Origin of the sequence: Phenylobacterium sp. VNQ135 (genome assembly GCF_049445735.1) — a bacterium.
GTDB lineage: Bacteria > Pseudomonadota > Alphaproteobacteria > Caulobacterales > Caulobacteraceae > Phenylobacterium.
This window is the reverse complement of the sequence record NZ_JBMSDS010000001.1, coordinates 554052-574511: the sequence shown is the minus strand read 5'-3', so window position 1 is coordinate 574511 and position 20460 is coordinate 554052. Positions and strand designations below refer to the sequence as shown.

Here is a 20460-nt window from a genome sequence, read left to right as displayed (position 1 = left end):
CGGAAGCAATCAGCGCCCTCGGCAAGCTAGCCTGGAGGGCCAGCTACGCCTTGCGCAGCCCCAGCGTCATGCTGGCCAGGATGCAGGAGAGGAGGACAACTACCAGCAGGGGGAGCAGGACAAGCGTCATGAGCGCGCCAGGCCCGTCGAAGCCAGTCTTGAGCTGAATCCAGATAAACGCGAACGCCAAGGGAAGCGCCGGGACCCAAGCGGCGAGCGCGTGCCTCAGAAACGGGGGCGGGGCGCCAGCCGCGACGATAGCCCACCAGACCGCCCCGACCGCATAGACGAGCATGGCGGCAAACGGGACGTTGGGCCACGGCAGCTGCTCCTGAGCGGCCCAAAGAACCAGGCCGAGCGACAGGAGGACCGAAGGCGCGAGGTAACGTGCCATGGCTATCCTACTACTTGCTCTTGGCCGCCGGACGCACGTCGACGTTTCGCTTGACGTCGCTCCCGGTCAGCGCCCCGCCATAAGCCATCACAATGAACGGCAGGACGATGAGAGCGGGAAGGGCCACGGGCCAAGCCATCAAGCCGGCCGCACCGTACTGTTGCACGCCGCCCAGAAACACGAGCGCATACGGAGCGGTCGGCGCGGCGACAAGCGTGATGGCCAAGAGCCGTAATGCGCGGCGATTGCGCCGGAGCGGCAGGGTGGCGAGGCGAAGGAGCCAGATGCATTGAGCCGCCGCCAGCAGCAACATGCCGTACCAGAAGACGGGATTGGTCGTCCAAGGCCGCTCCATCGTGAACGCGCCTGCTACGATGAGGCCGGCCAAGAGCATGATGAGCGCCGGCGCCGCGTGCGGATTGACCTCGAGGGCCCAGACCGCATCGTTGTCCGAGCGCTGCTCGGGCCGGGTGACAAGGACCTGGACCAGTCCGGCGAGCAATCCCAGCGTCATAACGATGGCCGCTTTCAGCGCGGCGTCCGAACCCATCAGGCGCAGAACGCCTGCGGCGATGGCGGACATCGCAGCGACGGCGATGGCGATCCGGTACCGGCGCAATCTATCACCTCGGTTCGTAGTTTGTTCCCGAACCTACAGGCTTCCTCTGTTGACCGCAACGCTCCGCTTCCGGGAGCCCTCCGGGCAATCTCCGGAACACCGGAGATCATCAGCCCCTCTGAAATCCTGACGGCCTAGGCCCTCCCGGACGCGCGCTTCGCGCCATCGCCGGGAGCACTCGTCCAGGCCGTTTCAACCCGCCGCCGGCTCGGCCGCCTCCGAACACGCGCACCTCGCGCCTCGGACGCCTTCGCGCGGCTCCACGTCAACATCATCAAAGGACAACGATGGCCAATTCCATCCTGACCGCCACCGCGGTGACGCGGGAGGCGCTGCGCGTGCTGCACCAGAAGCTCAACTTCGTGGGCACGATCACGCGCGAATACGACGACAGCTTCGCCCGCCAGGGCGCCAAGGTGGGCGACACTCTGAAGGTGCGCCTGCCCAACCAGTACACGGTCCGCACGGGGGCCGCGCTGGCCGCCCAGGACACCACCGAGAGCTCGGTGGACCTGAAGGTGCAGACCCAGAAGGGCGTCGACCTGAACTTCACCAGCGTCGATCTGACCATGAGCCTGGACGACTTTTCCGAGCGGGTGATCGAGCCCGCCATGAGCGTGCTGGCGGCCAACATCGAGGCCGACGCCATGAGCATGTACAAGGACGTCTACAATCAGGTGACCAACACCGGTCAGCCGGCCAGCTTCGCCAAGGTGCTGCAGGCCCGGAAGACCCTGGTGGACAACCTGGCTCCGCTGAACGCCCGGACCTGCAACCTGAACACCCAGGACAACGTCGACCTCGTCGACGCGCTGAAGGGTCTGTTCAACGACAAGGCCACGATCAGCAAGCAGAACCGCGAAGGCTTCATGGGGCGCACCGCCGGGTTCGACTTCATGGAGAACACCCTGTGGCCGGCGCACGTGCGCGGCGCGGGCAACGGCTATCTCGTCAACGGCGCGGGCCAGACCGGCTCGAGCCTGGCGGTGAACACCGGCACCGGCGCGGTGAAGGCCGGCGATGTCTTCACGATCGCCGGCGTGAACCGCGTGCACCCCGAGACCAAGCAGTCGACGGGCATTCCGCAGCAGTTCGTGGTGACGCAGGACTTCGCGGGCGGCGCCGGCACGATCCAGATCAGCCCGGCCATCGTGACCACGGGCGCGGCGCAGAACGTGACCGGCTCGCCGGCCGCGGGCGGGGCCATCACCTTCGCCGGCGGCGCCGGCGCGGCCCACGGCATCTCCATGGCCTACCAGAAGGGCGCCTTCGCATTCGCCACGGCCGACATGGTGATGCCGCGCGGCGTCGACTTCGCGAGCCGTGAGGTGTTCGACGGGATCTCGATGCGGATCGTGCGCCAGTACGACATCAACTCGGACAAGTTCCCGTGCCGCCTGGACGTCCTCTACGGCTTCAAGACGCTCCGGCCGCAGCTCGCCTGCCGCTTGGCGAACAACTAGCGGTCCCCCTCCGCCGCTAGCCGCGGGCGGCCCCGCTCAATCGTGGCGGGGCCGCCTGCATCCTGCCTTCAAGGAAGGCATCGATGGCCATCAGTGACACGAAGTTCGACATCCGCATGCCGCGGATGACCCTAGAAGACCACGTCAATCTGGCCAACGGGCCGAGACGACCTGCTCACCAGCAGTTCTGGAACGTGCCGGCCAAGCTCGCTCACGCGCGGCAACGCCGCGCGGGCGATCCCCACAACGACGAACTCGACGCGATGCGGCATGCACGCTGGTCGCAGCGCATGACGTCCGAGATCGATCCGATCACCGCGTTCCTGGTCGGAGGGGCGCACGAGCTTGAGGGGCGATTAAGGAATCAGCCTCGGGACGAAGAGCTGATGGACCTGCGCAACAATGCGGAAGGCCGGCGCGCGGCGCTCGAAGGCAGGCCGATCGACCCTAGGAGACTTCAGCTGAACGTCAGGGGCCCAGCCGGCGTGGGGACGGCGTATCCGCAAGGCGCTCCGCAGCGCTGAGTTGACGGCGCTGCTGTTGTTCTGCAAACGTTCGCGGGGGGCCGCCTCATGTGGATCGTGAAGTTCTTGGCTGGGCTTTTAGCCGGCGGGGCGGCTTTCGCCGCGCTGCTGGTCAGCGTGACAGCTGTCGATAGCTGGCGCTCTGAGAGGGCGTCCGAAAGTCGTCGAACTTTCCAGCAGGACGGGGGCGGACGCAGGGTCGAGTTCAAGCAAGGCCGGCTGGCGGCGCAACTCGCCTGCCGCGGAGCCTGCGACACGCTTCAGATCCGGCGCGGCGCTCAATGATCGCTCGCCTCCTGCTACACCGCGCCGCCGTCCTGGGCGTCTTCTTCGGCTTCGCCGGGTCGGCCGCAGTCGTCGCCTGGGGCGCTCCGAGCCTCCTGACCCTGCAGGCCAATTTCCAAGTGACGGCGAATGGCGCCGATCTGGACCGTCACGGCGCCGCCCGCCTCGTGCTCGCTGATGGTCGGGGTCTGGAGGCCGAACAGATCTGCGTCGGCCCGTGTGACGATCTGGTCCTCAGGACGCTGCTGGGGGAAAGCGGCCCCAGGCTCCGCGTATTGGCCCAGGATGGTCATGAGATCGCGTCAGGCGGCGCTTATGTTTCTGGTGGCGATGCTTTCACCGAGCTGGAGATCCGGGGCGGACAGCGCTTGAGTATCGAAGGCGAAAGCACGATCACGCCACCGTTCGGCGGCTGACAGCCTCTTCCATTAGCCGCCTCCGGGCGGCCTTTTCTTTGGACATAACAGATGACGATGGCGAGCCACCCGACGGTGGATGCGGTCTAGCGGCATGCCCTGGACCCCGGCCACGCCCGCGGCCGAGCAATGGCGGGACGACGACGACATCCTGACGGAAGACGGCCAGCCGCTGGTCCTCGCCAGCGGCGAGGCGATCAGCGCTGAGCGCACCAAGCGCGCGTGGACGCCGACCGGCCCGAGCCCGAAGACCTGGAGCTGACATGCCGAGGATCAGTGAACTTCCAGCCGCCGCTCCGCTGAGCGGCGGGGAGATGGTGGCTGTCGTGCAGAACGGCGTCACGCGGCGGACCACTCCAGCGGCGATTAGCGGCCTCGTGGGGGAGACCCTTGGGCAGCTCGCGACGAAGGACACGGTGGACGACGGCGATTGGTCGGGCGGCCCGCTCTCGTTGGCCAACGGCGGCACGGGCGCGACGACCGGATCCGCGGCGCGCCTGGCGCTCGGCGCGGCGGCCGACGACGCTGTCGTTAAGCTGACCGGCAACCAGACCATAGCCGGTGTGAAGACCTTCAGCTCGGAACCGTTCGTCGATCGAGCGGCCGGCTTCTCGAAGGGTCTCGCCCTCGGCACTGGCGGGTCGATGCGATGGTACATCGGAGCCGACGGCTCGTTCGAAACGGGTGGCAATGTTGGTACGACCTGGGGCGTGGCGCGCTACACTGACGCTGGCGCCTATATCGATACTCCCCTTCAGATCAGCCGCTCGACCGGGCAAGTCGTCATCAACACGAGCCTGGTCCTGACCGGAGCAGGTGGCGGCATCATCGCCGCGCCCCGTAGCGGTTCGGGCTCCAACATTGTGGTGTACAACCCAACGGGCACGAGCCTGAATTTCTACAACGGCAGCGCTGACTTCATGGCGGTGACGACGGGCGGGGCGCTCACGATCACCTCAGGGATGACCGCCCCAGGATACACCCTGGCCGGCGCCGCCGGCACCTTCCGGCTGTTCGCCTTCACAACGGCAGGCCTGAACCGCTTCGTGATGGGTCTCGACAACGCCGCCGAGGGCTCCAACGCCGGCTCGAACTTCTTCATCAACCTCTACAATGACGCCGGGGCCTTCGTCAGCCAGCCCCTTCAGATCATCCGGGGAACGGGGAGGGTGGTGTTCTCCGCCGCCGCCGGCGTCGACGCGGTCGGGCCGGTGAACTCGGGCAGTTATGTGAAGCCCGGCATGTTCACCGTGGCCACCCTGCCGTCCGCCTCGGTGGCCGGCGCCGGCGCCCTCGCGAACGTTTCTGACGCGACCTCGAACACGCGTGGCGCGACCGCAACGGGCGGAGGCTCAACCAGCGCCCTCGTGCGCTCCAACGGCGCCAACTGGCTCTACGTCTAGGAGAACCCAAGCTTGGCTATCGCAACAGAAAGGCGCCCCTACGAACTGCTGGTGCGGTTCGGTCCGGGCGGAAAGTGGGCGGCTCACTACATCGAGGTCGAGGAGGTCTGGGACGGCGACGTCGTCCAGGTGTCCCGAACCTCGGAGCCCAAGCCCATCGTCGACGTCGAGGGGGTCGCTGGCGTGGTCGGCCAGATCCTTCCCGAATTGGTGGGCGAACGCGACGCGGCTGCGGCGATGGCGGCCGAACGGGCGTCCGAGATCGAAGCGCTGACCGCCGCCTTGGAGGAGAAGAGCGCTGCGCTGACGCAGAGGGAGGCGAACCTCGAGGCGCAGGCTGAACAGGTCAGAACTCTGCAGGCGCAACTCGACGCCCTGAGGAACCCGCCGGCTCCGGCGCGACCGACGCTACCCAAGTCGGCCGTCATGGCTCGGGTGTTCGGCCTCGGCAAGCAGCCCGAGGTCGAGGCCCTGTTTGAGGCCAACTTCGAGCTGCAGTCGAAGTGGTTCTCGCCTGATTGGCCCTCGGTCTACGCGGACGATCCGGGCCTCCTGAACTCGCTCGCGGCGATCGGGTGTACGGACGCCGAGATCGCCTTGATCACCGCCGCCTGAGAACGGAACCATCATGGCCATCACCAACTATGCCGAGCTGCAAGCCGCAGCGGCGGCCTGGCTCGTGCGGAGCGACCTGACCGCACGGATTCTGGAATTCATCGCCCTGGCGGAAATCCGGCTGAACCGCGTGCTGCGGCTGCGGCTGGGCGAGGTCGAGCAATCGGCCGACGTGGGACCCGGCGACCGCGTGGTCGCGCTGCCCGCGGGCTTCGTCGAGCCCTTGGCCGTGTGGCTCGAGGTCGACGGCGCTCGTCACCCGCTGCGTCTGGTGGACCCGGCCATCATCGACGCCTTGGAAGAACCGGGACGTCCGCAGCTCTGCGGCGTCGACGGCGAGGGACTGGCGTTCGAGCGGCCGTGCGACCGCCCATATCGCGTCATCCTGCGGATGCGGCAGCGATTTTCGCTGTCGGACGTCGCGCCCGTGAACGCGCTGATCGCGGAAGCCCCGGACATCTATCTGTTCGCGACCCTATGCGAGGCGGCGCCGTTCCTGCGGGACCTGGAGCTGTCGAACTCCTACGAGGCGCGGCTGGAGCGGGCGATCGCGGAAGCCAACGCAAGGGATGGGCGGCGATTGGCGAAGAGCACGCTCGCGACCGAGCTGCCGGCGCTCCTGGTGGAGCGGGCCTGATGCTGCTGCCCATCGGCCCTGGACTGCCGGAAGGCGTGCGGGCGGTCCTGAAGAGCTTTCACGACGCCATTTTCGCGCTGCAGGCGCCCGGCGCCCCGACGGCGCTCTTCGCCACCAGCCAGACCGGTCTGCCGTCGGCGGCCGCCTATCCGCAAAGCCTGGTGCTCGTCACCGACCTCAACATCCTCGCCCATTCGGACGGGGTGCACTGGATCCGCCAAGATACGGGAGCCGTGATCGTCTGATGCCTTCCTCCTGGTCGCCATCGCTGCGCTTCGAGCTGCAGTTCACGGGCGAAAACATCAACCTCTGGGGCGAGAAGCTGAACGCCACGCTCGCCCATGCCGACTACGCGGTGGCGGGATGGCTGACCAAGCCCCTAACCGGCGATGCCGCGCTCACCACCGCCAACGCGGGTGACGATGAAGCGCGCGCCGCAATGCTCAAGTTCACGGGGGGAGCGGGCCCCTTCACGGTCACCATCCCCCCGGTCAGCAAGAGCTACCTGGTGTGGAACGCCTGCGCCGGTCCGGTGACGCTCACGACGGGGGGCGGCGCGAACGTGACGATCGACCCCGGCGACATCGTCTGGATCGCTACCGACGGCGGACAGGTGAAGACCCCGGGCTACGGCGGCTCTTCGATCAAGCAGTGGGTTGAGGGCGTCGCCTGGACCTACAACGCCGGCAGCCTTCCGGCCCAGACCGGCAACGCGGGCAAGTTCGTGAAGACGAACGGCAGCACCGCGAGCTGGGCCTCAATCAACAGCACCGACCTAACCGACTACGCCCAGAAGATCCTGGGCGTGCAGGTGGCGCTCGCCGTCGCCCTCTAGGAGATCAGCAATGCCCGTTACCCCGAACAGCATCATCACGCCGCAGACGCCGCGGTCTGCGGCCGCGGCCGTGAGCACCGCGAACACAACGTTCGGCACCACACCGACCAATACCGTCCTGCTTGTCTCCGCCGGCGCGAGCGGCGGGCGCCTCACGAAGCTTCAAGCGATCCCGCTCGAAACCGTTACGGCGAACTTCCTGCAGGCGTATCGCTCCACTGACAGCGGCACGACGAAGTACCTGTGCGCGGCGGCGACCGGCGGTTCGGACACGGTGAGCGGAGCCGATGGCCCGGCGATCGTCGACTTCGGCTTCTCAGACGACAATCCGATGCTCCTGCAAGCGAACGAGCGGATCTACGTCGCGACCGGCATCACCAAGAACTACCACTTCATCGCCGAATGGGCGGATTACTGATGGGGCAAGGTCTTAGGGGACTTGTTGGGCAGGGGCTTGCTGGGCGGCGCGGGGCACCCCCCCGTCCCGTGTCGCGCGTTTTCCCTGCCAGTCCATCAGTTCAGGCGTTCGCTGCTCCAGAAGCCGGGTGGTATGAGGTGGCTGCCTGGGGAACGGGTACGGTCTCCATTGATGGAGCTACGTCGTCTGGAGCGTTCGCCCTTCGAGTCATCTATCTGGCAAAGGGGCAATCGATCAGCATTGCCGTAGGACGCGCGACTGCAAACATCGGGACCGGCGGAAGCTCGGCCGGCGTAAACACCAACACGGTGGTAACATGGCCGGATGGAACGGCAATGACGGCGACTAGCGCAACGTCAGGGCCCCCACCTAGTCCGAGCGGCGTCTATGACGTAGGCATTTCCGGCAATGCGGGCACTACCAACCCGGTTGCGGCCCCAAACTACACAAGCCGCTATGGCAACATTTACGTCGGCGGGCAGCCGGAGGCGACGATTGGAGGGAAAGGGGGCGCGCCGGGCGGCGGCTCCGGTGATCTGCGTACGACCTACGGAGCCGATGGTCTCGTAATAGTCAATCGAGTGTTCCGGTAGCCGCCTCCGCGAGCGCGATTGCTCGATCCAATACGCTGTTCCACGACTCTCCCTCAGCTTGCCTCACCAGCGTTACGCTCGGATACCAGGGGCTATCTGATCGGCCTCGCATCCAACGCCAGTCCACACCGACAGAGGGCAGAAGGACGAATGTCGGCTTTCCGATCGTGCCGGCGAGGTGAGCGACGGACGTGTCCACGGTAATGACGCAATCCAAGCCGGCGACGATTTCAGCTGTGTCGAGGAAGTCCGATGCGCCGCTCACTTCGGGTGCGAGGTTGATGGCACCCCTGATGTCGAGCAGACGGCGAGCTGCTGTAGCTGGCAGCGAGCGGTTGCTGTCGTTGCCGTGCGCGGGATTCCCGGTACACATCACGCCCACGCGGCCAAGCCCTCGAGGCGTTACGGCGACATTAAGTGGCGGCGGGGGGTGAAGCGGATCAATCCGCAAGCGAAGAGGTAGTGACATACATGGCACCGCGACCATGTCTGCTTCCAAAGCTGCGCCCATCGTAGTGCGGGCGTCCAGGCCCATCGCTTGGAATAGACGCACCAGGGGCGGAGAGCAGAACAGCGGAGTTACGCCGGGCAACATCGGCACAAATCGTGTAGCCATTATCTGATCGCCAAGTCCTTGCTCAGGCCAAACGACTAGCCTCCGCCCGACGAGAGGCTCGCCCGACCACACGGGCAAAGGTGGAGCGCGTTTCGGCAGCGAAGGGTGGATCAGGCGCGCCTCGTACGCCGCCCATCCCTCTGCTCGGCCTTGCGCGAGTAGGGACAGCGCGAGGTTCCATCGCGCATCGATCTCGTTCGCCCCATCAGACCCCATGCCCCTCTCTACCACAGGACAACTCATGCGCATTCCCCTCGAACCGCCTCCCGGGCTGTTCGGCGATGACACCAGCTTTGCCGGCGCGGGGCGCTGGGCGGATGGATCGAACGTTCGGTTCCGCCTGGGCCTTCCGCAGACGATCGGCGGCTGGGAGAGCCTTACGCAGCAGAAGCTAACGGGCGTTTGCCGGGCGGTGTTTCCGTGGACCGACAACGCCGGGACGCTGAACATCGGGTTCGGCACGCACTCCAAGCTGCAGCTTTGGCGCGGCGGCGAGATGTTCGACATCACGCCCGCGAGCGGATTCACGCCGGGCGCCATCGATGGCGCCGGCTCCGCCGGTTACGGCACCGGCGGGTTCGGCATGGGCGGCTATGGGCTGGCCTCGGCCATGGACTATTTCCCGCTGACCTGGTCGTTCGGCGCCTGGGGGCAGCAGCTGCTGGCGTCGCCGCGCGGCCAGACGATCTTCGCCTGGACGAACAACACGTCGGCGAAGGCGCAGGCGTTGGCCAATGCGCCGGCGAACGTCACCCACATGCTGGTCGCGCCGCTGAACGGCGGCTATCAGGTGTTCGCCCTGGGCTGCAACGAGGAGGTCTCCGGCACCTTCAATCCGTTGTGCATCCGCCACTCGTCGATCCGCAACAACACGCAGTGGAGCACGAGCGCCTCGGGTTCGACATCCCGGGAGTACATCCTGACCGGCGGGGGGCGGATCGTCTCTGGACGCATGTGCGGTCCCTACATGCTGGTGTGGACCAGCGACGCGCTTTTCCTCGGCAGCTTCGTCGGCGCGCTCAATCAGCCCTGGCGGTTCGACCGGGTGGGGCGGAACTGCGGGCTGATCGGGCCGAACGCCGCGGTTATCGTGGGGCAGCAGGCGTTCTGGGTGAGCCCCGATCGGCAGTTCTATCGCTATGCCCTTGGCGGACAGCCCGAGCCGATCCCGTGTCCCATCCGGCGCGACTTCGCCGAGGAACTGGCGGCAAGTCAGGGCGACAAGGTGGTGGCGTCGTCGAACTCCGAATTCTCGGAGGTGCGGTTCGACTATCCGGACCGCCGCGACGGCTATGAGAACAGCCGCTACATCGCCGTCGCCCTGAGCGGGCCGGACGCGGGCGCCTGGCACAAGGGGGTCATGGCCCGCACGGCCTTTGTCGACGCTGGGCCCTCCGCCTATCCGATCGGGGTGACCTTCGACGGCAGCGTCTATCTCCATGAGAAGGGACGCTCGGCGGACGGCGGCAAGTTCGCCTGGTTCATCGAGAGCGCCGACAGTGCGCTGGATCCGGAGCGGACGCTGCTCGTCCGAGAACTCTGGCCGGACTTCAAGGATCAGGCCGGGCCGGTGTCGGTGGCGCTGTCCGCGCGGTTCAGCCCGCAGGATGGCGCCGAGACGTCGCTTCCGGCCGCAATGACGCCGGGCGACGCGAAGACGGACCTCCTCATGAGCGGGCGCCTGTTCCGGGTGCGCTTCTCAGGCGAGAGCGCGCCGACAGGATGTCGGATCGGGAAGCCGATGTTCGACGTCGCCGCGTGCGGCGGGCGATGAAACTCGCGAATTTTTAGAACAAAGGGCGAACTCAATGGGTTTTAGTCTGGGTCTTGGTGCGAGCAAGTCAAAGTCGAGCTCGACGTCCGACCGGACGGCGAACGCCACACGCACGCCGATCATTCCCGAGTGGGCGTCGAACCTAACGCAAGGCGTCGCGGGACGGGTGGGGGGACTGATGTCCCTCGATCCCGTGAACATGGTGGCGCCAGCGCATGGCCTGCAGTCTCAAGCTGCGAACGCCGTACAGAGCCTGGGCGGGCAACCGTGGAACTACGAAGGCGCAGTCGAGGCCACCCGCGGCGTGGCAAGCTCGAGCTGGCTCGACAACTACATGCAAGCGCCAGCAACGTCTGTGCGAGGCGAGAGCCTGCTCGACAACCTGCAGGCGTACATGAGCCCGTACACCAAGAATGTCGTGGATTCGGCCTTGGCCGATTTCGACTACAGCGCCGGACAAACTCGCGCGCAACAGGACCTCGATCTCGCAGGTTCCGGCGCCTTCGGTGGTTCGGGGGCGGCGCTTACGAAATCCATGACCGAGGACGCCCTCGCTCGGGGGCGGGCGAACACGAGCGCGACCTTGCTCGATCAGGCGTTCACGCGCGGCGCGTCCCTTTCCAGCGAGGATGCAAATCGGCGACAGCAGGCCGCCAGCCTCAATGCGCAACTGACTCAACAAGACTGGAACCAGCGTGTCGGCCAGTACATGGCTGGGCAGGATCAGCGGCTCCGCGCCGCTCAGCAACTCGCCAGCCTCGGCAATGATAACGAAGCAAACCAACGGGCGAACATCGCCGCTCAAGCGGGGCTCGGCGAGACGCTGCGCGGTATCGACCAGGAGCAGCGACTGGCGCCCGTGACGAGCACGCAACAGCTGGTGGCGATGCTTGGCGGCCTCCCGCTTGGCCTGTTCGCGGGCGAGCAGACCAATGAGGCCGAGCATTCCGCGAGCACGCAAAAGACGAAGGGCATGAGCCTAAGCGCAAGCGCGGGTTGGTCGTGATGACCACCCAAGCCGAACGTCTCGCGGCCCTGGAGCAGCGGCTGACCGATCATGAAGCTCGCTGCGAGGAACGGCTCGGCGAAATCAAAGCCGCCGCAGCGTCCACGCTTCGCGCGGTGGAGGGGCTGAAGAGCCGGTCCTGGGCCTTGGTCGTCGCGTTGCTGGCCTGGGCGCTGGCGCAGGTTTGGAGCGTCAACGCCGCGCGCCTCGACCGGCTCGAAGCCACTGGCGCCGGTACGCTGCAACAGGTGCGCCATGTCGCCGCCGATTGAGGTCCGCTGGCTCTGGCGGCGGATCTACACCTACGCCACGACGGTGCTGAACAGCGTCGGGCTCACGGTGATCGTGTGGCGGCTCGACGATGCAGCCGCACTGAAGTGGCTTGGCCTGGCCCTGATCGGGGCCAATGTGATCATGGCCACCCTCTACCTTGCCGGCGCCACCGTCACCGACTGGGCCAAGCTGGCCGCGTCCGCGCGCCGCGGCGACTGACCCATCTCAGGACAATCTAATGACCACCAAACTCACCGCGCATTTCGCGCTGGAGGAGCTCGCATGCACGCAGCACCGCGAGCTCGACAACACGCCACCGGCCGAGGTGGTGGGCACGCTTAGGACCACGGCGGCGCGCATGGAGGAAATCCGGCGCCTGCTGGGCGATCGGGTGATCACCGTCAGCAGCGGCTATCGATCGCCGGCTCTGAACCGGGCGGTGGGCGGATCCAAGACCTCCGCCCACCTCACAGGGCATGCGGTGGACTTCAACTGCTACGGCTTCGGCCCGCCGCGCGAGGTTTGTCGAACGATCGTCGGTTCGGACATCCGCTTCGACCAACTGATCGAGGAAGGGCAGTGGGTGCACGTCTCGTTCGATCCGCGCATGCGCCGCCAGGTGCTCACCAAACGGCCAGGCGGCGGCTACGAGCTGGGGCTGCGGTCGTGACGCCGCGCTCGATCGCGGGCCTGACGGCAGGCGGCATCGTGTTCGCAGCGGCGCTGGGCCTCTACTGGAAAGGCCGGCTGGAGGGCGCGGCCCGCGAGCGGCCGAAGATCGAAGCCGCGCAGGCCCAGGCGGCAGTCGCTAGTCTGGAAGCCGCCGGCGAGCGCGAGAGCGCGCAGCGAGTCGAAGTCGTCGTCCGCCAGCGGGACGCGGCTTCCGGCTCGGTCGCACGACTGACCCAAGACGCCATGATTTCGGAGGACGCATATGCGCCTTTGCCTGCAGATCGCGCTGCTCGCCTGCGCAATCACGACGACGAGCTGTGCCGCATATCGCCGGGGCTTGCCGGCTGCCCCGCAGATCCAGACGCCGCCGGAAGCCGCTAAGCCCTGTGCGCTCCATCGCCTCCCGGACCGGCCGACCCAGGCCGACCTGGAGGTCGGCTATGCGCTTCGCGGGGCTCAGATTGTCGCCTGCGACGCCGCTCGGCGGCTCGCTGTCGAAACGCACGCCGCCGAGCACGCCCTGGAGGCGGAGGTGCGCGAACGGAGCGGGCGCCGCTAAGCCATTCGCGCCGCGCGATGGATGGCGGACAGTCGCGCGACGTAGGCCCGAATGTCGGGCGGCCAGTCTGCGATCAGAGCGTCGAAGTGCGCGTCGTCTGCGGCGTACAGCGCGCGAAGCGCCTCCTCGAAACCTGGCCTGTCGCCCGCCAGCGCGGACATGGCGCGATAGACGGCGGTCTGGGTCCTACGCGCCTGGTCTGCCGGTGCGTTGGCGCGACGCGCCTCCTCGACCAGCCGACGCAGGGCCGCGGAAGCTCCGCCAGGCTGTTCCGACAGCCAGTCCCAGTGACGCGGAAGCAGCGTGACTTCGCGGGCCACCACCCCGAGTCGGGGGCGGCCTCGCGAGGGCTTCTCAGGACCGTGCGCCGACGACGAGGCGTGAAGATCCGGGTCCGTTTGGGCGCCGGTTTCGTCATTCACGATGAGGACCCGCGCAGCGCCCTTCGCCTGGGCCTCGACGACCGCGCGGCTGACCGAGGCGAGATCGCCGGCGGCGAGCTGGATGTCAGATTCGAAGGCTGTGAATGTCATGTCAGGCTTCTAGCTGACGCCCGCGAAACGACCAATATCATCCGGGTAGAAGGGAGGGGCGTCTGAATCGCGGGTTTGACCTGACGCAAGGCGGCGGACCTAGGCTTGCGCATGGTGTTCTCGACAGAAGGAGGACGCCATGACGATCCGCGAAGACTTGGCCGCCGTGCTGATGGAGGGCCGAGATATGACCATCGCGACTCTGCTCGAGAGCGGCGGCCCGCACGCCGTTACGGTGAGCTACGCAAGCGATGGCCATGTCGTCTTCTTCGGCTGCTCGGCCGAATCGCAGAAGGCGAAGAACATCGCCCGGGATCCGCGCGTCGCGGTCACCATCAGTCTGCCATACGCCGACTGGAGCCAGATCCGGGGCCTGTCGGCTATCGGCCGCGCCCGCCGGCTTGACGGTGGCGAGGCCGAACGAGCCGGCATGCTCTTCTTGAGGAAGTTTCCTCAGCTCGCCGCGTTCGTTCAGGTGGACGCCGCCCAGTCTGAGATGGCCCTCTTCGAGATTACGCTCGAGAATGTCGGTGTCCTCGATTACCGCAAGGGCTTCGGTCACGTAGAGCACGTCTGGCTGATCGGCGAACCTGAGGCGGCGTAAGGGCTCAAGCCTTCCACCCTGCAATCGGCTGCAGGGGCCAAGTGGTGGTGGGGAAGGGCGTTCCCCCAAGCCCTTGAAGGCCTGGGGGAACATGGTGCCGCCGGGCAGGATTGAACTGCCGACCTCAGCCTTACCAAGGATGCTTGTCACCTGCGAGAAGTCCTTGTCTTTGTGCGGCTTTTCGGAGTTGTGGGAAGCTCCCTCCCACCGAACTCCCAGCCGGCAGCCAGGACGGCCTCTGCCAGGTCGTCAGTCGCGACGTGCGTGTAGCGCATCACCATCGACGCTGATTTCCAGCCGCCGTGGCTCATGAGGTACGTCAAGTCGCGGGTGCAGGCGTAGGCCCATGTCGCCCAAGTGTGGCGAAACAGGTGGCAGTGCGCCGGCGCCAGATGTGGCAGGTTCGCGCCCTCCGCAATCTGCCGCTCGCGGCGCTCACGGATGCGCTTCAGCATCAGGTTCACCGCGTCGTAGGCGTGCCAGGGTTCGCCGCGCGAGTTGGCGAACACGAAGGCGTCCGCCTTTTTCGGCCGCTGCGGTAGCTCCGCGCGCACTCGTCGGCCCAGGTCGACCCCGCGCGCATAGCCGCCCTTAGTCTGATCGTCCCAGAACACCGCGCGCCGCTCGCCTAGGGTCACGTCGCGCCAGATCAGCGAAAGGCCCTCCGTCGCCCGGCAGCCGGTGCCGAGATAGAAGGTCACGACGCGTCGTAGGTGGGCGGGCAGGGCATCAAGCCAATCCTCAGCCTCCTGGGGCGTGAGGTAGGCCGTCCGTCCGCCGACCACCTTCGGCTTCTTCACGCGGATCTGGTCGCACAGGCCGGCGCCCGCCGCCGCGTTCATAACCGCCAAGATGGGCGTGTAGATTTGACGGACGCGTGTCGCCGCGCTGGCCTTGGGCTTCAGCTCCTTGGCCAGGCTGTCGATGACCGGCTGCTTGATCTCGGACAGGCGTCGGTGACCGATCCGATCCATGATCGGCTCGAGGTGGTCCGGCGAGCCGCCAGCATTCAGATAGACCTCTACCGCCTCATCAAAGGTCGCTACGGCCTTGTCGCCGTAGACCGCCCTCTTGAAGAGATCCGCTTCGACTTTTGCGCGGAGCGCTTCAGCTTCTCTTCTGTCAGACGTGCGCGCGCTCTGGTCGACACGAACGCCTTGGACGGTGCCGCGGAGGTGGTAGATCCCGCTCGGACGCTGATAGAGTTTGACGGGCATTCCGGCCTCAGCAGAGCTTGGAGACGAACGAAGTCGCTTTCAGTAAGGCGCCGCTGGCGGCCTTGCCGCAAGCACAGGGAGTGGCGATCGAGCAGCGGCCGGATGGCGCGCACCGGGAAGCCCAGGAGCTTCGCGGCCTCCTTGTCGCTGATCGTGCGGACCTCGAAGGCGCTCATCGCTCCACCCCGGCTCCCGTCTCGCTGCCCCGGGAGGCGCTATTCCGTCCTTCACCGCCCATTGGTGTCTCCTTGCGGGGTGGCTCTTGCTCGGCGCGCGCGCTCAATCTCGGCTGAGACCTGGGAGCCGCCGTGATCGAAATCCTCGGGGAGCAGCCCGCGCCGGCAGTGAGGGCAGCAGACGGCCATCTGGCGCCCGCTCCAAGCACGGTCGAAAACCTTGGCGGCCTTCCTGTGCACGACGGCGGCGACGGCTTCTTTCGCGGCTCGAAGCTTCCCGGCTGCGGCACGCTCCATCGCGTGGAAGTGGTCCACGAGCGTCTTGAAGGCGTCGAAGCTGTCGACGGTCCGCTCGCAATCCTCGCACCACACCCGGCGGTCGGCCGTCGAGTAGATCAGACTCTTGTGCTCGCAGGTCTTGATGCGCCCCTGGGGCGGGCGGCCGAACTTGATCCGCATTTCGGCGAAGTCGATCACGGGCGAACCGAACGGGGTGCTGCCCTCGTCGGCGATCAGCGGGGGTTCTTTCTCACCGCCCATTAGCTTCCCTCCCTTGAAGGGCTTGGCGGCCGGACAGGTGGGACCACGTTTCGCCGCGGTTGATGGCCTGGATGGCGTATCGACCGACGCCGTATTCCGCCATGAGAGCCTTGGTGCCGACCCCAGCCTGGCGCTTGGCGATGATCTCAAGCACCTGCGCCTCGGTGAGCTTCGCCCCGCTGGCTTGCTCGCCCCGCGGCGCACGTCCGGCCCTGAAGTGGTCTTGCGCGCTGGAGATAACCCGCTTGCCGCGCCCTTTCCGGGCCATGTCGCGCATGTTGTCGCGCGGCGTGCCCAGGAACAGATGCGCCGGGTTCACGCAGTTCGGCACGTCGCAGTGGTGGCAGACGAGGAAGCCCTCTGGGATGGGACTGCCGAACAGCTCGTAGGCGAGCCGGTGCGCCTTGGTGCTCTTGCCGTTGTAGGCGATCAGGCCATACCCGCTCTCGTTGGTGCTCCCGGTCCAGAGCCAGCATCCGCCGGCGCCTTCCACCACCCGGCTCATCAGGCGGGCCGCTGCGGGGTTGTCGCGCACGATCTTGGCCTGCGCCTTCGTCAGCTTGTTCAAGCCTTCTCTCCCAGGTTGGTTTGGGGTTCATCTTGAGAAGAGTGCCTGCACGCCTTCGGCGGACTGCTGGCGCCGCTCTCCGCTGGAGGGGCGTTTCCGACCCCATGGCAAAGGCCGCACCGCGACCTCGCCAGCGATACGATGGCTGCGGCAGTCCAGTCGATGTTGAAGGTCGCCTGCATGTACGTGCGGCGCTTCTCCATGTTGTTCGGATCGACGAGCATCGCCCGAGCGACCTCCACGATGCGGACGGCCTTGCGCGCGGCCTGTTCTGGCGTCGGCATGGTCATGCCGCTTTCCTCCGGTCGGCCCAGCGCTCGACTAGGCACTCGTTCCAATCGGTTCTGCGGTTGTGGCTCGGCCGCTTCGGCGGCTCGCCGCTCGGCTGGAGCTTCGGATCAGGCGCGCGGCCGATGCCGTGGCGAGCGGTCTGCCAGCAGACGGAGCCGCGAGAGCAGCCGAGGCGCTTGGCGGCCTGGGAGAAGCTGAGCCCGGCGGAGAGCAGGACAGCCAGCTTGCGGCGGCGAGTGGCGTTCCAGGCCATCAGCCCAGCTCCGCCCTGGCCGATGCCCCGCGAGCGCGGTCGATGGCCCCGCGAAGTCGCTCCGCAAGCTCGCGAGGCTCACGCTCGTAGTCGGACATCTCCGACCCGGCGGCGGCTCGGTTGTCGGCTTCGTCCTCAAGGAACTCGGCTATCTCGGTCAGAAGGTCTTTCATCGCGCGATCTCCTTCAGGAACGCCGCGATCCGGTGAAGCTCGATCGCCACGGCTATCAGGGTCAAGTTGATGGTGATGAGGGTCCATCTCACGGCACGGGCTCCCACCCGCAAACACCGCACTTGCCCGCACGCACTACGCCGCGACATTCGCCACAAGGGTTCGGGCAGGACGTAGCGCCTAGAGCCTCGATCTCCTTCAGCGCGTCCACAGCGTGCTGGGCCATCACGGTCGGAAGCGTGATCTCCTGGGTGATTGGCTCCATGCCCTGGATGTGCTGAAGGGCCGCCAACGCGATCCCGAGGGCCTTGTAAGCCACATCATGTTCTGATGCCGTCTCGATAGGCCGCCACGGAGACACCGCGCCCTCGGCAGAAGGCTGGTGAGGAGGGGGCGTCCCGGGGCTGCTGACAGGTTCAGCGGTGCCGGTGCCCGCTGCCAACCGTTCTCCCGCGCTCTCTGCGGTTAGGTCCGCGTAGGAGGGCGAGCAGAACGCCTCGCGCATTGCCTCAAACGCGGCGAGTGGCACAAGCACATGATCTGGGTGGTGCGTTTCGCTGGTCTGATGGTCGTCCAACATCAACCGAGCGGCCGCCGCCAGCGCTTGCAAGTCAGCGATCACCAACTCGCTCGCGATTGGCGAGGGATAGACCACCCAGGGCGCTTTCACGCCTTCCGTCTTTCGCCATGGGTTGCCAGTCTGGACGATGTTCACCGTCTCGACGGCTTGCAGGTAGCAGCCCCGGGTGAAGCTCTCGCCGTCCGCGAGTTCAGAAGAGGGACAGCGCTCGCACGCCTTGCCGTGAGCCTTACGGCGGGCGTGGCAGACACGCCAAACCGTCTCGCTGTCGGCAACCTGCCACCACTTCGGAGACACCGCGCTCGCAGTCAGGCCGGGCAGGGCCCCGGCCGCGCACAGGTCGGAGCCAGAGCCCCGGGATGACCTACTTCCTTCTTCTCCTTGAGAGAGAGCTTCAGCGGCTCGGCGGAGTTCTCCTGCCGTGACATCGACCGGGAACACGGAGTCATCCGGCAGATGGTCGGGGACGCGCAGCAGGTTCGCTGGCCACAACCCGTTCAGCGCCTTCTCAAGCTCCTTCACCCTGGCTTCTGCGGCTAGGGCGCTGTCGCTGGCGTGTCGTAAGTCGCGGTAGTTGTCCGCCGCGAGGCTCACGACCGTTTTGTGCGGCAGGCTGGCCGCATAGCCCGGCGCGTCCTCGCCGCCGCAGATCGCAAGGCGCAGTTCCTCGTTCTCCCGCTTCAGGGTGTCGAGGTCCCCGAGTAGCGACTTCACGGCCAGCACCAGGCGTTCGATCACCTGTTCGGCGGCGTTGTCGTCAGCGTCTTCATAGTCGCCTTCGACCGCGTTGATCGCCGTGTAGATGAGGTCCTGCAGATCGGGCCGCCAGCCGACGTTCCCGGTCCGCTCGGGCAGCGTGTTGTAGGTCCAGTTGCTGAAGTCGATGCCGCCGGGCGTGGGTGCGGGTTCGATCAGCCCTTGAATGTCTTGAGAGGTCATAGGGATTGGTCCTTGAAGGTCTGGCTTGGAGCGCTCCCGGGGCTGTTTCCGCCTTCCGGGGTGTGCTGCCGCTGGGCCAAACTGGAGGCCTGCGGGCCTGCTGCTGGCGTGGGTGTCTTCGTCATGCGGCGGCCCTCCGCGCGGGGCTCCGATCTACGACGGCTGCGCGAACCGCGGGGTCGGCGTGCCAAGCCCAGATGTATTTGTCCCGGCCCGGTCGACCGGTGCGGCGGTCAGCGCCGCTATGCGAGAAGCCAAGACGCACCCACCCATCAAAGCGGTACAGGTTGCCACCGTGGATCACCGCATCTTGGTAGCTGACCGCCCAAGAGCACCCACGGTGCTTGGACAGGTCGGGGAAGACGAACTCTCGCCACAGCCGCACAGCCGCTCGGCACAGGTCCGGCCTCGCAGCGCAGACCCGCGAAAGCTCGACCGCTTCGGCGCGTGTGAGGCCCTGCACGGCGGCCGCCATAAGGTGGTCCGTCGAAGTGACGGCGACCAGCTCGCCCCGATGACGCAGTCCGTGGGCGAGCGTCGGCGTGGGCCTGTTGATCGGCCCCATTTTGTGTCCCCACTTCGTCAGGCACCAGTTGAGCTCGTCGAGGCCGATCACGTCGAAGCTGATGAGCGGGTCTTCGTTGAACAGGTCCATCAATTGCTGCCTCGCGCCGCAGACACCCCCTCACCGGCAGAGGGCGCGGCTTGTTGGTTGGCCTCAGCCATGTTGGAAGAATCCGCGACGGTCGAACGGCGGCTCATGCCGGCCTCCTGTCCTTGAAGGTGTTTCGCGACTTGAGCTTTCGGCCTGAGCCCTTCCAGAGCCCGAGGTGCTTGCGACGCATCCGCTCCGCCTTGGCGCCGGCCTTGTTCTCTTCGGCCGTCTTCTCACGGTGTTTCGGGCGCCAGACGGGATGCAGGTTGCTCTCGCGGTGCTCGCCCCCATCCCGCAGGCGCTTGATGTGGTCGAAGTCGTATTCGCCGATCTGCAGCTTCCGTCCGGTCAGCGCGCACTTGCCGTCGTAGCGGTCGAAGATGCGGGCCTTGATCCGGTCAGGGATGGCTTGGTCGGGGTGGTCAGCGATCCACTCCGCCACCGCGCGGCGCGTGCCGATCTGGATGGTGGCGCGGGCCATCTACGCCGCCTCCCGCCGGGAGCCAGCCGAAGCCAGCCCCCGGTCAGCGGTGGCGCGTGAAAGGTGTTCATCGGTCCAGCGCGCCCAGGCTTTGCGGCGGTAAATGCGACTGACCATGGTCTGACTGATCCCGAAGCGGTGGGCCGTGACGCGTTGCGGCTCGGAGCCACGCAGGGCCCAAATTTCCTCGACGTCTTCGGCCGTGAGCTTCTTGGCTGCGGCCTCGCCGTGCCTGAGCGTTCCGTGAGGCTCGCGATCTGCGGAGTTCTCGGCGGGCGTTTTCCACGACAGATGCCACGGCGCCACGCAGGCCTCGTGACCTTTGCCGCACGAGTGGGCCGCAAGGTG

At 66.7% G+C, this 20460-nt stretch carries 31 protein-coding genes; 17 read left to right on the top strand and 14 right to left on the bottom strand.

The window, feature by feature from the left end:
• Nucleotides 1-43 precede the first annotated feature (43 nt).
• Both ACO2Q0_RS03050 and ACO2Q0_RS03045 read right to left on the bottom strand, forming a co-directional pair.
• Entirely contained in the window at nucleotides 44-394 is a 351-nt protein-coding gene (locus tag ACO2Q0_RS03050; protein ID WP_423349999.1) for a hypothetical protein, read from the bottom strand.
• A gap of 10 nt (nucleotides 395-404) precedes the next feature.
• A complete protein-coding gene (locus ACO2Q0_RS03045) occupies nucleotides 405-977 on the bottom strand; it encodes a hypothetical protein (protein ID WP_423349998.1) in 573 nt (190 codons plus the stop codon).
• Between the two features lie 323 nt (nucleotides 978-1300).
• Here ACO2Q0_RS03045 and ACO2Q0_RS03040 point away from each other — a divergent pair, with 323 nt between their 5' ends.
• The 10 genes from ACO2Q0_RS03040 to ACO2Q0_RS02995 all read left to right on the top strand — a co-directional run bounded on the left by ACO2Q0_RS03040 (nucleotide 1301) and on the right by ACO2Q0_RS02995 (nucleotide 7609).
• Nucleotides 1301-2476 carry a P22 phage major capsid protein family protein gene (locus ACO2Q0_RS03040; protein WP_423349997.1) on the top strand — a complete coding sequence of 392 codons (1176 nt, stop codon included), beginning with the start codon at nucleotides 1301-1303 and terminating at the stop codon, nucleotides 2474-2476.
• Nucleotides 2477-2559: 83 nt separating this feature from the next.
• Nucleotides 2560-3000, top strand: a complete 441-nt coding sequence (locus ACO2Q0_RS03035; RefSeq protein WP_423349996.1) for a DUF6973 domain-containing protein — start codon at nucleotides 2560-2562, stop codon at nucleotides 2998-3000.
• Between the two features lie 281 nt (nucleotides 3001-3281).
• Complete coding sequence (locus ACO2Q0_RS03030) at nucleotides 3282-3701, top strand: hypothetical protein (RefSeq protein WP_423349995.1); 420 nt, start codon at nucleotides 3282-3284, stop codon at nucleotides 3699-3701.
• Between the two features lie 94 nt (nucleotides 3702-3795).
• Complete coding sequence (locus ACO2Q0_RS03025) at nucleotides 3796-3963, top strand: hypothetical protein (protein ID WP_423349994.1); 168 nt, start codon at nucleotides 3796-3798, stop codon at nucleotides 3961-3963.
• A 190-nt stretch (nucleotides 3964-4153) separates the two neighbouring features.
• A complete protein-coding gene (locus tag ACO2Q0_RS03020) occupies nucleotides 4154-5104 on the top strand; it encodes a hypothetical protein (protein WP_423349993.1) in 951 nt (316 codons plus the stop codon).
• 12 nt (nucleotides 5105-5116) lie between these two features.
• Complete coding sequence (locus ACO2Q0_RS03015; protein WP_423349992.1) at nucleotides 5117-5719, top strand: hypothetical protein; 603 nt, start codon at nucleotides 5117-5119, stop codon at nucleotides 5717-5719.
• A 13-nt stretch (nucleotides 5720-5732) separates the two neighbouring features.
• Nucleotides 5733-6356 carry a phage adaptor protein gene (locus ACO2Q0_RS03010; RefSeq protein ID WP_423349991.1) on the top strand — a complete coding sequence of 208 codons (624 nt, stop codon included), beginning with the start codon at nucleotides 5733-5735 and terminating at the stop codon, nucleotides 6354-6356.
• On the top strand, nucleotides 6356-6601 hold the full coding sequence (locus tag ACO2Q0_RS03005) for a hypothetical protein (RefSeq protein WP_423349990.1): 246 nt from the start codon (nucleotides 6356-6358) through the stop codon (nucleotides 6599-6601). The genes ACO2Q0_RS03010 and ACO2Q0_RS03005 overlap by 1 nt, the downstream gene beginning before the upstream one ends.
• Complete coding sequence (locus ACO2Q0_RS03000; protein ID WP_423349989.1) at nucleotides 6601-7191, top strand: hypothetical protein; 591 nt, start codon at nucleotides 6601-6603, stop codon at nucleotides 7189-7191. The genes ACO2Q0_RS03005 and ACO2Q0_RS03000 overlap by 1 nt, the downstream gene beginning before the upstream one ends.
• Nucleotides 7192-7201: 10 nt before the next feature.
• Nucleotides 7202-7609, top strand: a complete 408-nt coding sequence (locus tag ACO2Q0_RS02995; RefSeq protein ID WP_423349988.1) for a hypothetical protein — start codon at nucleotides 7202-7204, stop codon at nucleotides 7607-7609.
• Between the two features lie 573 nt (nucleotides 7610-8182).
• On the opposite strand, the gene ACO2Q0_RS02990 is transcribed toward ACO2Q0_RS02995, so the two are convergent.
• Entirely contained in the window at nucleotides 8183-8584 is a 402-nt protein-coding gene (locus ACO2Q0_RS02990; RefSeq protein ID WP_423349987.1) for a hypothetical protein, read from the bottom strand.
• A 475-nt stretch (nucleotides 8585-9059) separates the two neighbouring features.
• Here ACO2Q0_RS02990 and ACO2Q0_RS02985 point away from each other — a divergent pair, with 475 nt between their 5' ends.
• The 6 genes from ACO2Q0_RS02985 to ACO2Q0_RS02960 all read left to right on the top strand — a co-directional run bounded on the left by ACO2Q0_RS02985 (nucleotide 9060) and on the right by ACO2Q0_RS02960 (nucleotide 12924).
• Complete coding sequence (locus ACO2Q0_RS02985) at nucleotides 9060-10592, top strand: hypothetical protein (protein WP_423349986.1); 1533 nt, start codon at nucleotides 9060-9062, stop codon at nucleotides 10590-10592.
• Nucleotides 10593-10770: 178 nt separating this feature from the next.
• Entirely contained in the window at nucleotides 10771-11598 is an 828-nt protein-coding gene (locus tag ACO2Q0_RS02980; RefSeq protein WP_423349985.1) for a hypothetical protein, read from the top strand.
• A complete protein-coding gene (locus ACO2Q0_RS02975; RefSeq protein ID WP_423349984.1) occupies nucleotides 11598-11870 on the top strand; it encodes a hypothetical protein in 273 nt (90 codons plus the stop codon). Before ACO2Q0_RS02980 ends, ACO2Q0_RS02975 begins: the two co-directional genes overlap by 1 nt.
• Nucleotides 11854-12090: a hypothetical protein gene (locus ACO2Q0_RS02970; RefSeq protein WP_423349983.1), complete on the top strand. Its 237-nt coding sequence runs from the start codon at nucleotides 11854-11856 to the stop codon at nucleotides 12088-12090. The genes ACO2Q0_RS02975 and ACO2Q0_RS02970 overlap by 17 nt, the downstream gene beginning before the upstream one ends.
• A 19-nt stretch (nucleotides 12091-12109) precedes the next feature.
• On the top strand, nucleotides 12110-12541 hold the full coding sequence (locus ACO2Q0_RS02965) for a D-Ala-D-Ala carboxypeptidase family metallohydrolase (RefSeq protein ID WP_423349982.1): 432 nt from the start codon (nucleotides 12110-12112) through the stop codon (nucleotides 12539-12541).
• On the top strand, nucleotides 12538-12924 hold the full coding sequence (locus ACO2Q0_RS02960) for a hypothetical protein (protein WP_423349981.1): 387 nt from the start codon (nucleotides 12538-12540) through the stop codon (nucleotides 12922-12924). The genes ACO2Q0_RS02965 and ACO2Q0_RS02960 overlap by 4 nt, the downstream gene beginning before the upstream one ends.
• Nucleotides 12925-13098: 174 nt before the next feature.
• On the opposite strand, the gene ACO2Q0_RS02955 is transcribed toward ACO2Q0_RS02960, so the two are convergent.
• Entirely contained in the window at nucleotides 13099-13635 is a 537-nt protein-coding gene (locus tag ACO2Q0_RS02955; protein ID WP_423349980.1) for a DUF2239 family protein, read from the bottom strand.
• A 139-nt stretch (nucleotides 13636-13774) separates the two neighbouring features.
• Here ACO2Q0_RS02955 and ACO2Q0_RS02950 point away from each other — a divergent pair, with 139 nt between their 5' ends.
• Nucleotides 13775-14239 (top strand): pyridoxamine 5'-phosphate oxidase family protein, encoded by a 465-nt coding sequence (locus ACO2Q0_RS02950; protein ID WP_423349979.1) that lies wholly within the window; start codon nucleotides 13775-13777, stop codon nucleotides 14237-14239.
• A 146-nt stretch (nucleotides 14240-14385) separates the two neighbouring features.
• Here the strand turns inward: ACO2Q0_RS02950 and ACO2Q0_RS02945 are convergent, their stop codons facing one another.
• The 10 genes from ACO2Q0_RS02945 to ACO2Q0_RS02900 all read right to left on the bottom strand — a co-directional run bounded on the left by ACO2Q0_RS02945 (nucleotide 14386) and on the right by ACO2Q0_RS02900 (nucleotide 20418).
• Nucleotides 14386-15456: a tyrosine-type recombinase/integrase gene (locus tag ACO2Q0_RS02945; RefSeq protein ID WP_423349978.1), complete on the bottom strand. Its 1071-nt coding sequence runs from the start codon at nucleotides 15454-15456 to the stop codon at nucleotides 14386-14388.
• A gap of 227 nt (nucleotides 15457-15683) precedes the next feature.
• On the bottom strand, nucleotides 15684-16172 hold the full coding sequence (locus tag ACO2Q0_RS02940) for a hypothetical protein (protein ID WP_423349977.1): 489 nt from the start codon (nucleotides 16170-16172) through the stop codon (nucleotides 15684-15686).
• Nucleotides 16162-16740, bottom strand: a complete 579-nt coding sequence (locus ACO2Q0_RS02935; RefSeq protein ID WP_423349976.1) for an HNH endonuclease signature motif containing protein — start codon at nucleotides 16738-16740, stop codon at nucleotides 16162-16164. The genes ACO2Q0_RS02940 and ACO2Q0_RS02935 overlap by 11 nt, the downstream gene beginning before the upstream one ends.
• A complete protein-coding gene (locus ACO2Q0_RS02930) occupies nucleotides 16737-17030 on the bottom strand; it encodes a hypothetical protein (RefSeq protein ID WP_423349975.1) in 294 nt (97 codons plus the stop codon). Before ACO2Q0_RS02930 ends, ACO2Q0_RS02935 begins: the two co-directional genes overlap by 4 nt.
• Nucleotides 17027-17284, bottom strand: coding sequence for a helix-turn-helix domain-containing protein (locus ACO2Q0_RS02925; RefSeq protein ID WP_423349974.1), 258 nt, complete (start codon nucleotides 17282-17284; stop codon nucleotides 17027-17029). Before ACO2Q0_RS02925 ends, ACO2Q0_RS02930 begins: the two co-directional genes overlap by 4 nt.
• Nucleotides 17284-17457: a hypothetical protein gene (locus ACO2Q0_RS02920; RefSeq protein WP_423349973.1), complete on the bottom strand. Its 174-nt coding sequence runs from the start codon at nucleotides 17455-17457 to the stop codon at nucleotides 17284-17286. The genes ACO2Q0_RS02925 and ACO2Q0_RS02920 overlap by 1 nt, the downstream gene beginning before the upstream one ends.
• Before the next feature lie 88 nt (nucleotides 17458-17545).
• Nucleotides 17546-18976 (bottom strand): hypothetical protein, encoded by a 1431-nt coding sequence (locus tag ACO2Q0_RS02915; RefSeq protein WP_423349972.1) that lies wholly within the window; start codon nucleotides 18974-18976, stop codon nucleotides 17546-17548.
• A 121-nt stretch (nucleotides 18977-19097) separates the two neighbouring features.
• Nucleotides 19098-19631: a hypothetical protein gene (locus tag ACO2Q0_RS02910; protein WP_423349971.1), complete on the bottom strand. Its 534-nt coding sequence runs from the start codon at nucleotides 19629-19631 to the stop codon at nucleotides 19098-19100.
• Between the two features lie 103 nt (nucleotides 19632-19734).
• Complete coding sequence (locus ACO2Q0_RS02905; protein WP_423349970.1) at nucleotides 19735-20112, bottom strand: HNH endonuclease; 378 nt, start codon at nucleotides 20110-20112, stop codon at nucleotides 19735-19737.
• Nucleotides 20113-20418, bottom strand: a complete 306-nt coding sequence (locus tag ACO2Q0_RS02900; protein ID WP_423349969.1) for a hypothetical protein — start codon at nucleotides 20416-20418, stop codon at nucleotides 20113-20115.
• Nucleotides 20419-20460 lie beyond the last annotated feature (42 nt).

What these genes read in the sequence shown, in the direction of transcription:
- ACO2Q0_RS03050 (WP_423349999.1), bottom strand. Translation starts at nt 394, where the DNA reads ATGGCACGTTACCTCGCGCCTTCGGTCCTCCTGTCGCTCGGCCTGGTT.
- ACO2Q0_RS03045 (WP_423349998.1), bottom strand. Translation starts at nt 977, where the DNA reads ATGTCCGCCATCGCCGCAGGCGTTCTGCGCCTGATGGGTTCGGACGCC.
- ACO2Q0_RS03040 (WP_423349997.1), top strand. Translation starts at nt 1,301, where the DNA reads ATGGCCAATTCCATCCTGACCGCCACCGCGGTGACGCGGGAGGCGCTG.
- ACO2Q0_RS03035 (WP_423349996.1), top strand. Translation starts at nt 2,560, where the DNA reads ATGGCCATCAGTGACACGAAGTTCGACATCCGCATGCCGCGGATGACC.
- ACO2Q0_RS03030 (WP_423349995.1), top strand. Translation starts at nt 3,282, where the DNA reads ATGATCGCTCGCCTCCTGCTACACCGCGCCGCCGTCCTGGGCGTCTTC.
- ACO2Q0_RS03025 (WP_423349994.1), top strand. Translation starts at nt 3,796, where the DNA reads ATGCCCTGGACCCCGGCCACGCCCGCGGCCGAGCAATGGCGGGACGAC.
- ACO2Q0_RS03010 (WP_423349991.1), top strand. Translation starts at nt 5,733, where the DNA reads ATGGCCATCACCAACTATGCCGAGCTGCAAGCCGCAGCGGCGGCCTGG.
- ACO2Q0_RS03005 (WP_423349990.1), top strand. Translation starts at nt 6,356, where the DNA reads ATGCTGCTGCCCATCGGCCCTGGACTGCCGGAAGGCGTGCGGGCGGTC.
- ACO2Q0_RS03000 (WP_423349989.1), top strand. Translation starts at nt 6,601, where the DNA reads ATGCCTTCCTCCTGGTCGCCATCGCTGCGCTTCGAGCTGCAGTTCACG.
- ACO2Q0_RS02995 (WP_423349988.1), top strand. Translation starts at nt 7,202, where the DNA reads ATGCCCGTTACCCCGAACAGCATCATCACGCCGCAGACGCCGCGGTCT.
- ACO2Q0_RS02985 (WP_423349986.1), top strand. Translation starts at nt 9,060, where the DNA reads ATGCGCATTCCCCTCGAACCGCCTCCCGGGCTGTTCGGCGATGACACC.
- ACO2Q0_RS02980 (WP_423349985.1), top strand. Translation starts at nt 10,771, where the DNA reads ATGTCCCTCGATCCCGTGAACATGGTGGCGCCAGCGCATGGCCTGCAG.
- ACO2Q0_RS02975 (WP_423349984.1), top strand. Translation starts at nt 11,598, where the DNA reads ATGACCACCCAAGCCGAACGTCTCGCGGCCCTGGAGCAGCGGCTGACC.
- ACO2Q0_RS02970 (WP_423349983.1), top strand. Translation starts at nt 11,854, where the DNA reads ATGTCGCCGCCGATTGAGGTCCGCTGGCTCTGGCGGCGGATCTACACC.
- ACO2Q0_RS02965 (WP_423349982.1), top strand. Translation starts at nt 12,110, where the DNA reads ATGACCACCAAACTCACCGCGCATTTCGCGCTGGAGGAGCTCGCATGC.
- ACO2Q0_RS02955 (WP_423349980.1), bottom strand. Translation starts at nt 13,635, where the DNA reads ATGACATTCACAGCCTTCGAATCTGACATCCAGCTCGCCGCCGGCGAT.
- ACO2Q0_RS02950 (WP_423349979.1), top strand. Translation starts at nt 13,775, where the DNA reads ATGACGATCCGCGAAGACTTGGCCGCCGTGCTGATGGAGGGCCGAGAT.
- ACO2Q0_RS02945 (WP_423349978.1), bottom strand. Translation starts at nt 15,456, where the DNA reads ATGCCCGTCAAACTCTATCAGCGTCCGAGCGGGATCTACCACCTCCGC.
- ACO2Q0_RS02940 (WP_423349977.1), bottom strand. Translation starts at nt 16,172, where the DNA reads ATGGGCGGTGAGAAAGAACCCCCGCTGATCGCCGACGAGGGCAGCACC.
- ACO2Q0_RS02930 (WP_423349975.1), bottom strand. Translation starts at nt 17,030, where the DNA reads ATGACCATGCCGACGCCAGAACAGGCCGCGCGCAAGGCCGTCCGCATC.
- ACO2Q0_RS02925 (WP_423349974.1), bottom strand. Translation starts at nt 17,284, where the DNA reads ATGGCCTGGAACGCCACTCGCCGCCGCAAGCTGGCTGTCCTGCTCTCC.
- ACO2Q0_RS02920 (WP_423349973.1), bottom strand. Translation starts at nt 17,457, where the DNA reads ATGAAAGACCTTCTGACCGAGATAGCCGAGTTCCTTGAGGACGAAGCC.
- ACO2Q0_RS02915 (WP_423349972.1), bottom strand. Translation starts at nt 18,976, where the DNA reads ATGACCTCTCAAGACATTCAAGGGCTGATCGAACCCGCACCCACGCCC.
- ACO2Q0_RS02910 (WP_423349971.1), bottom strand. Translation starts at nt 19,631, where the DNA reads ATGGACCTGTTCAACGAAGACCCGCTCATCAGCTTCGACGTGATCGGC.
- ACO2Q0_RS02905 (WP_423349970.1), bottom strand. Translation starts at nt 20,112, where the DNA reads ATGGCCCGCGCCACCATCCAGATCGGCACGCGCCGCGCGGTGGCGGAG.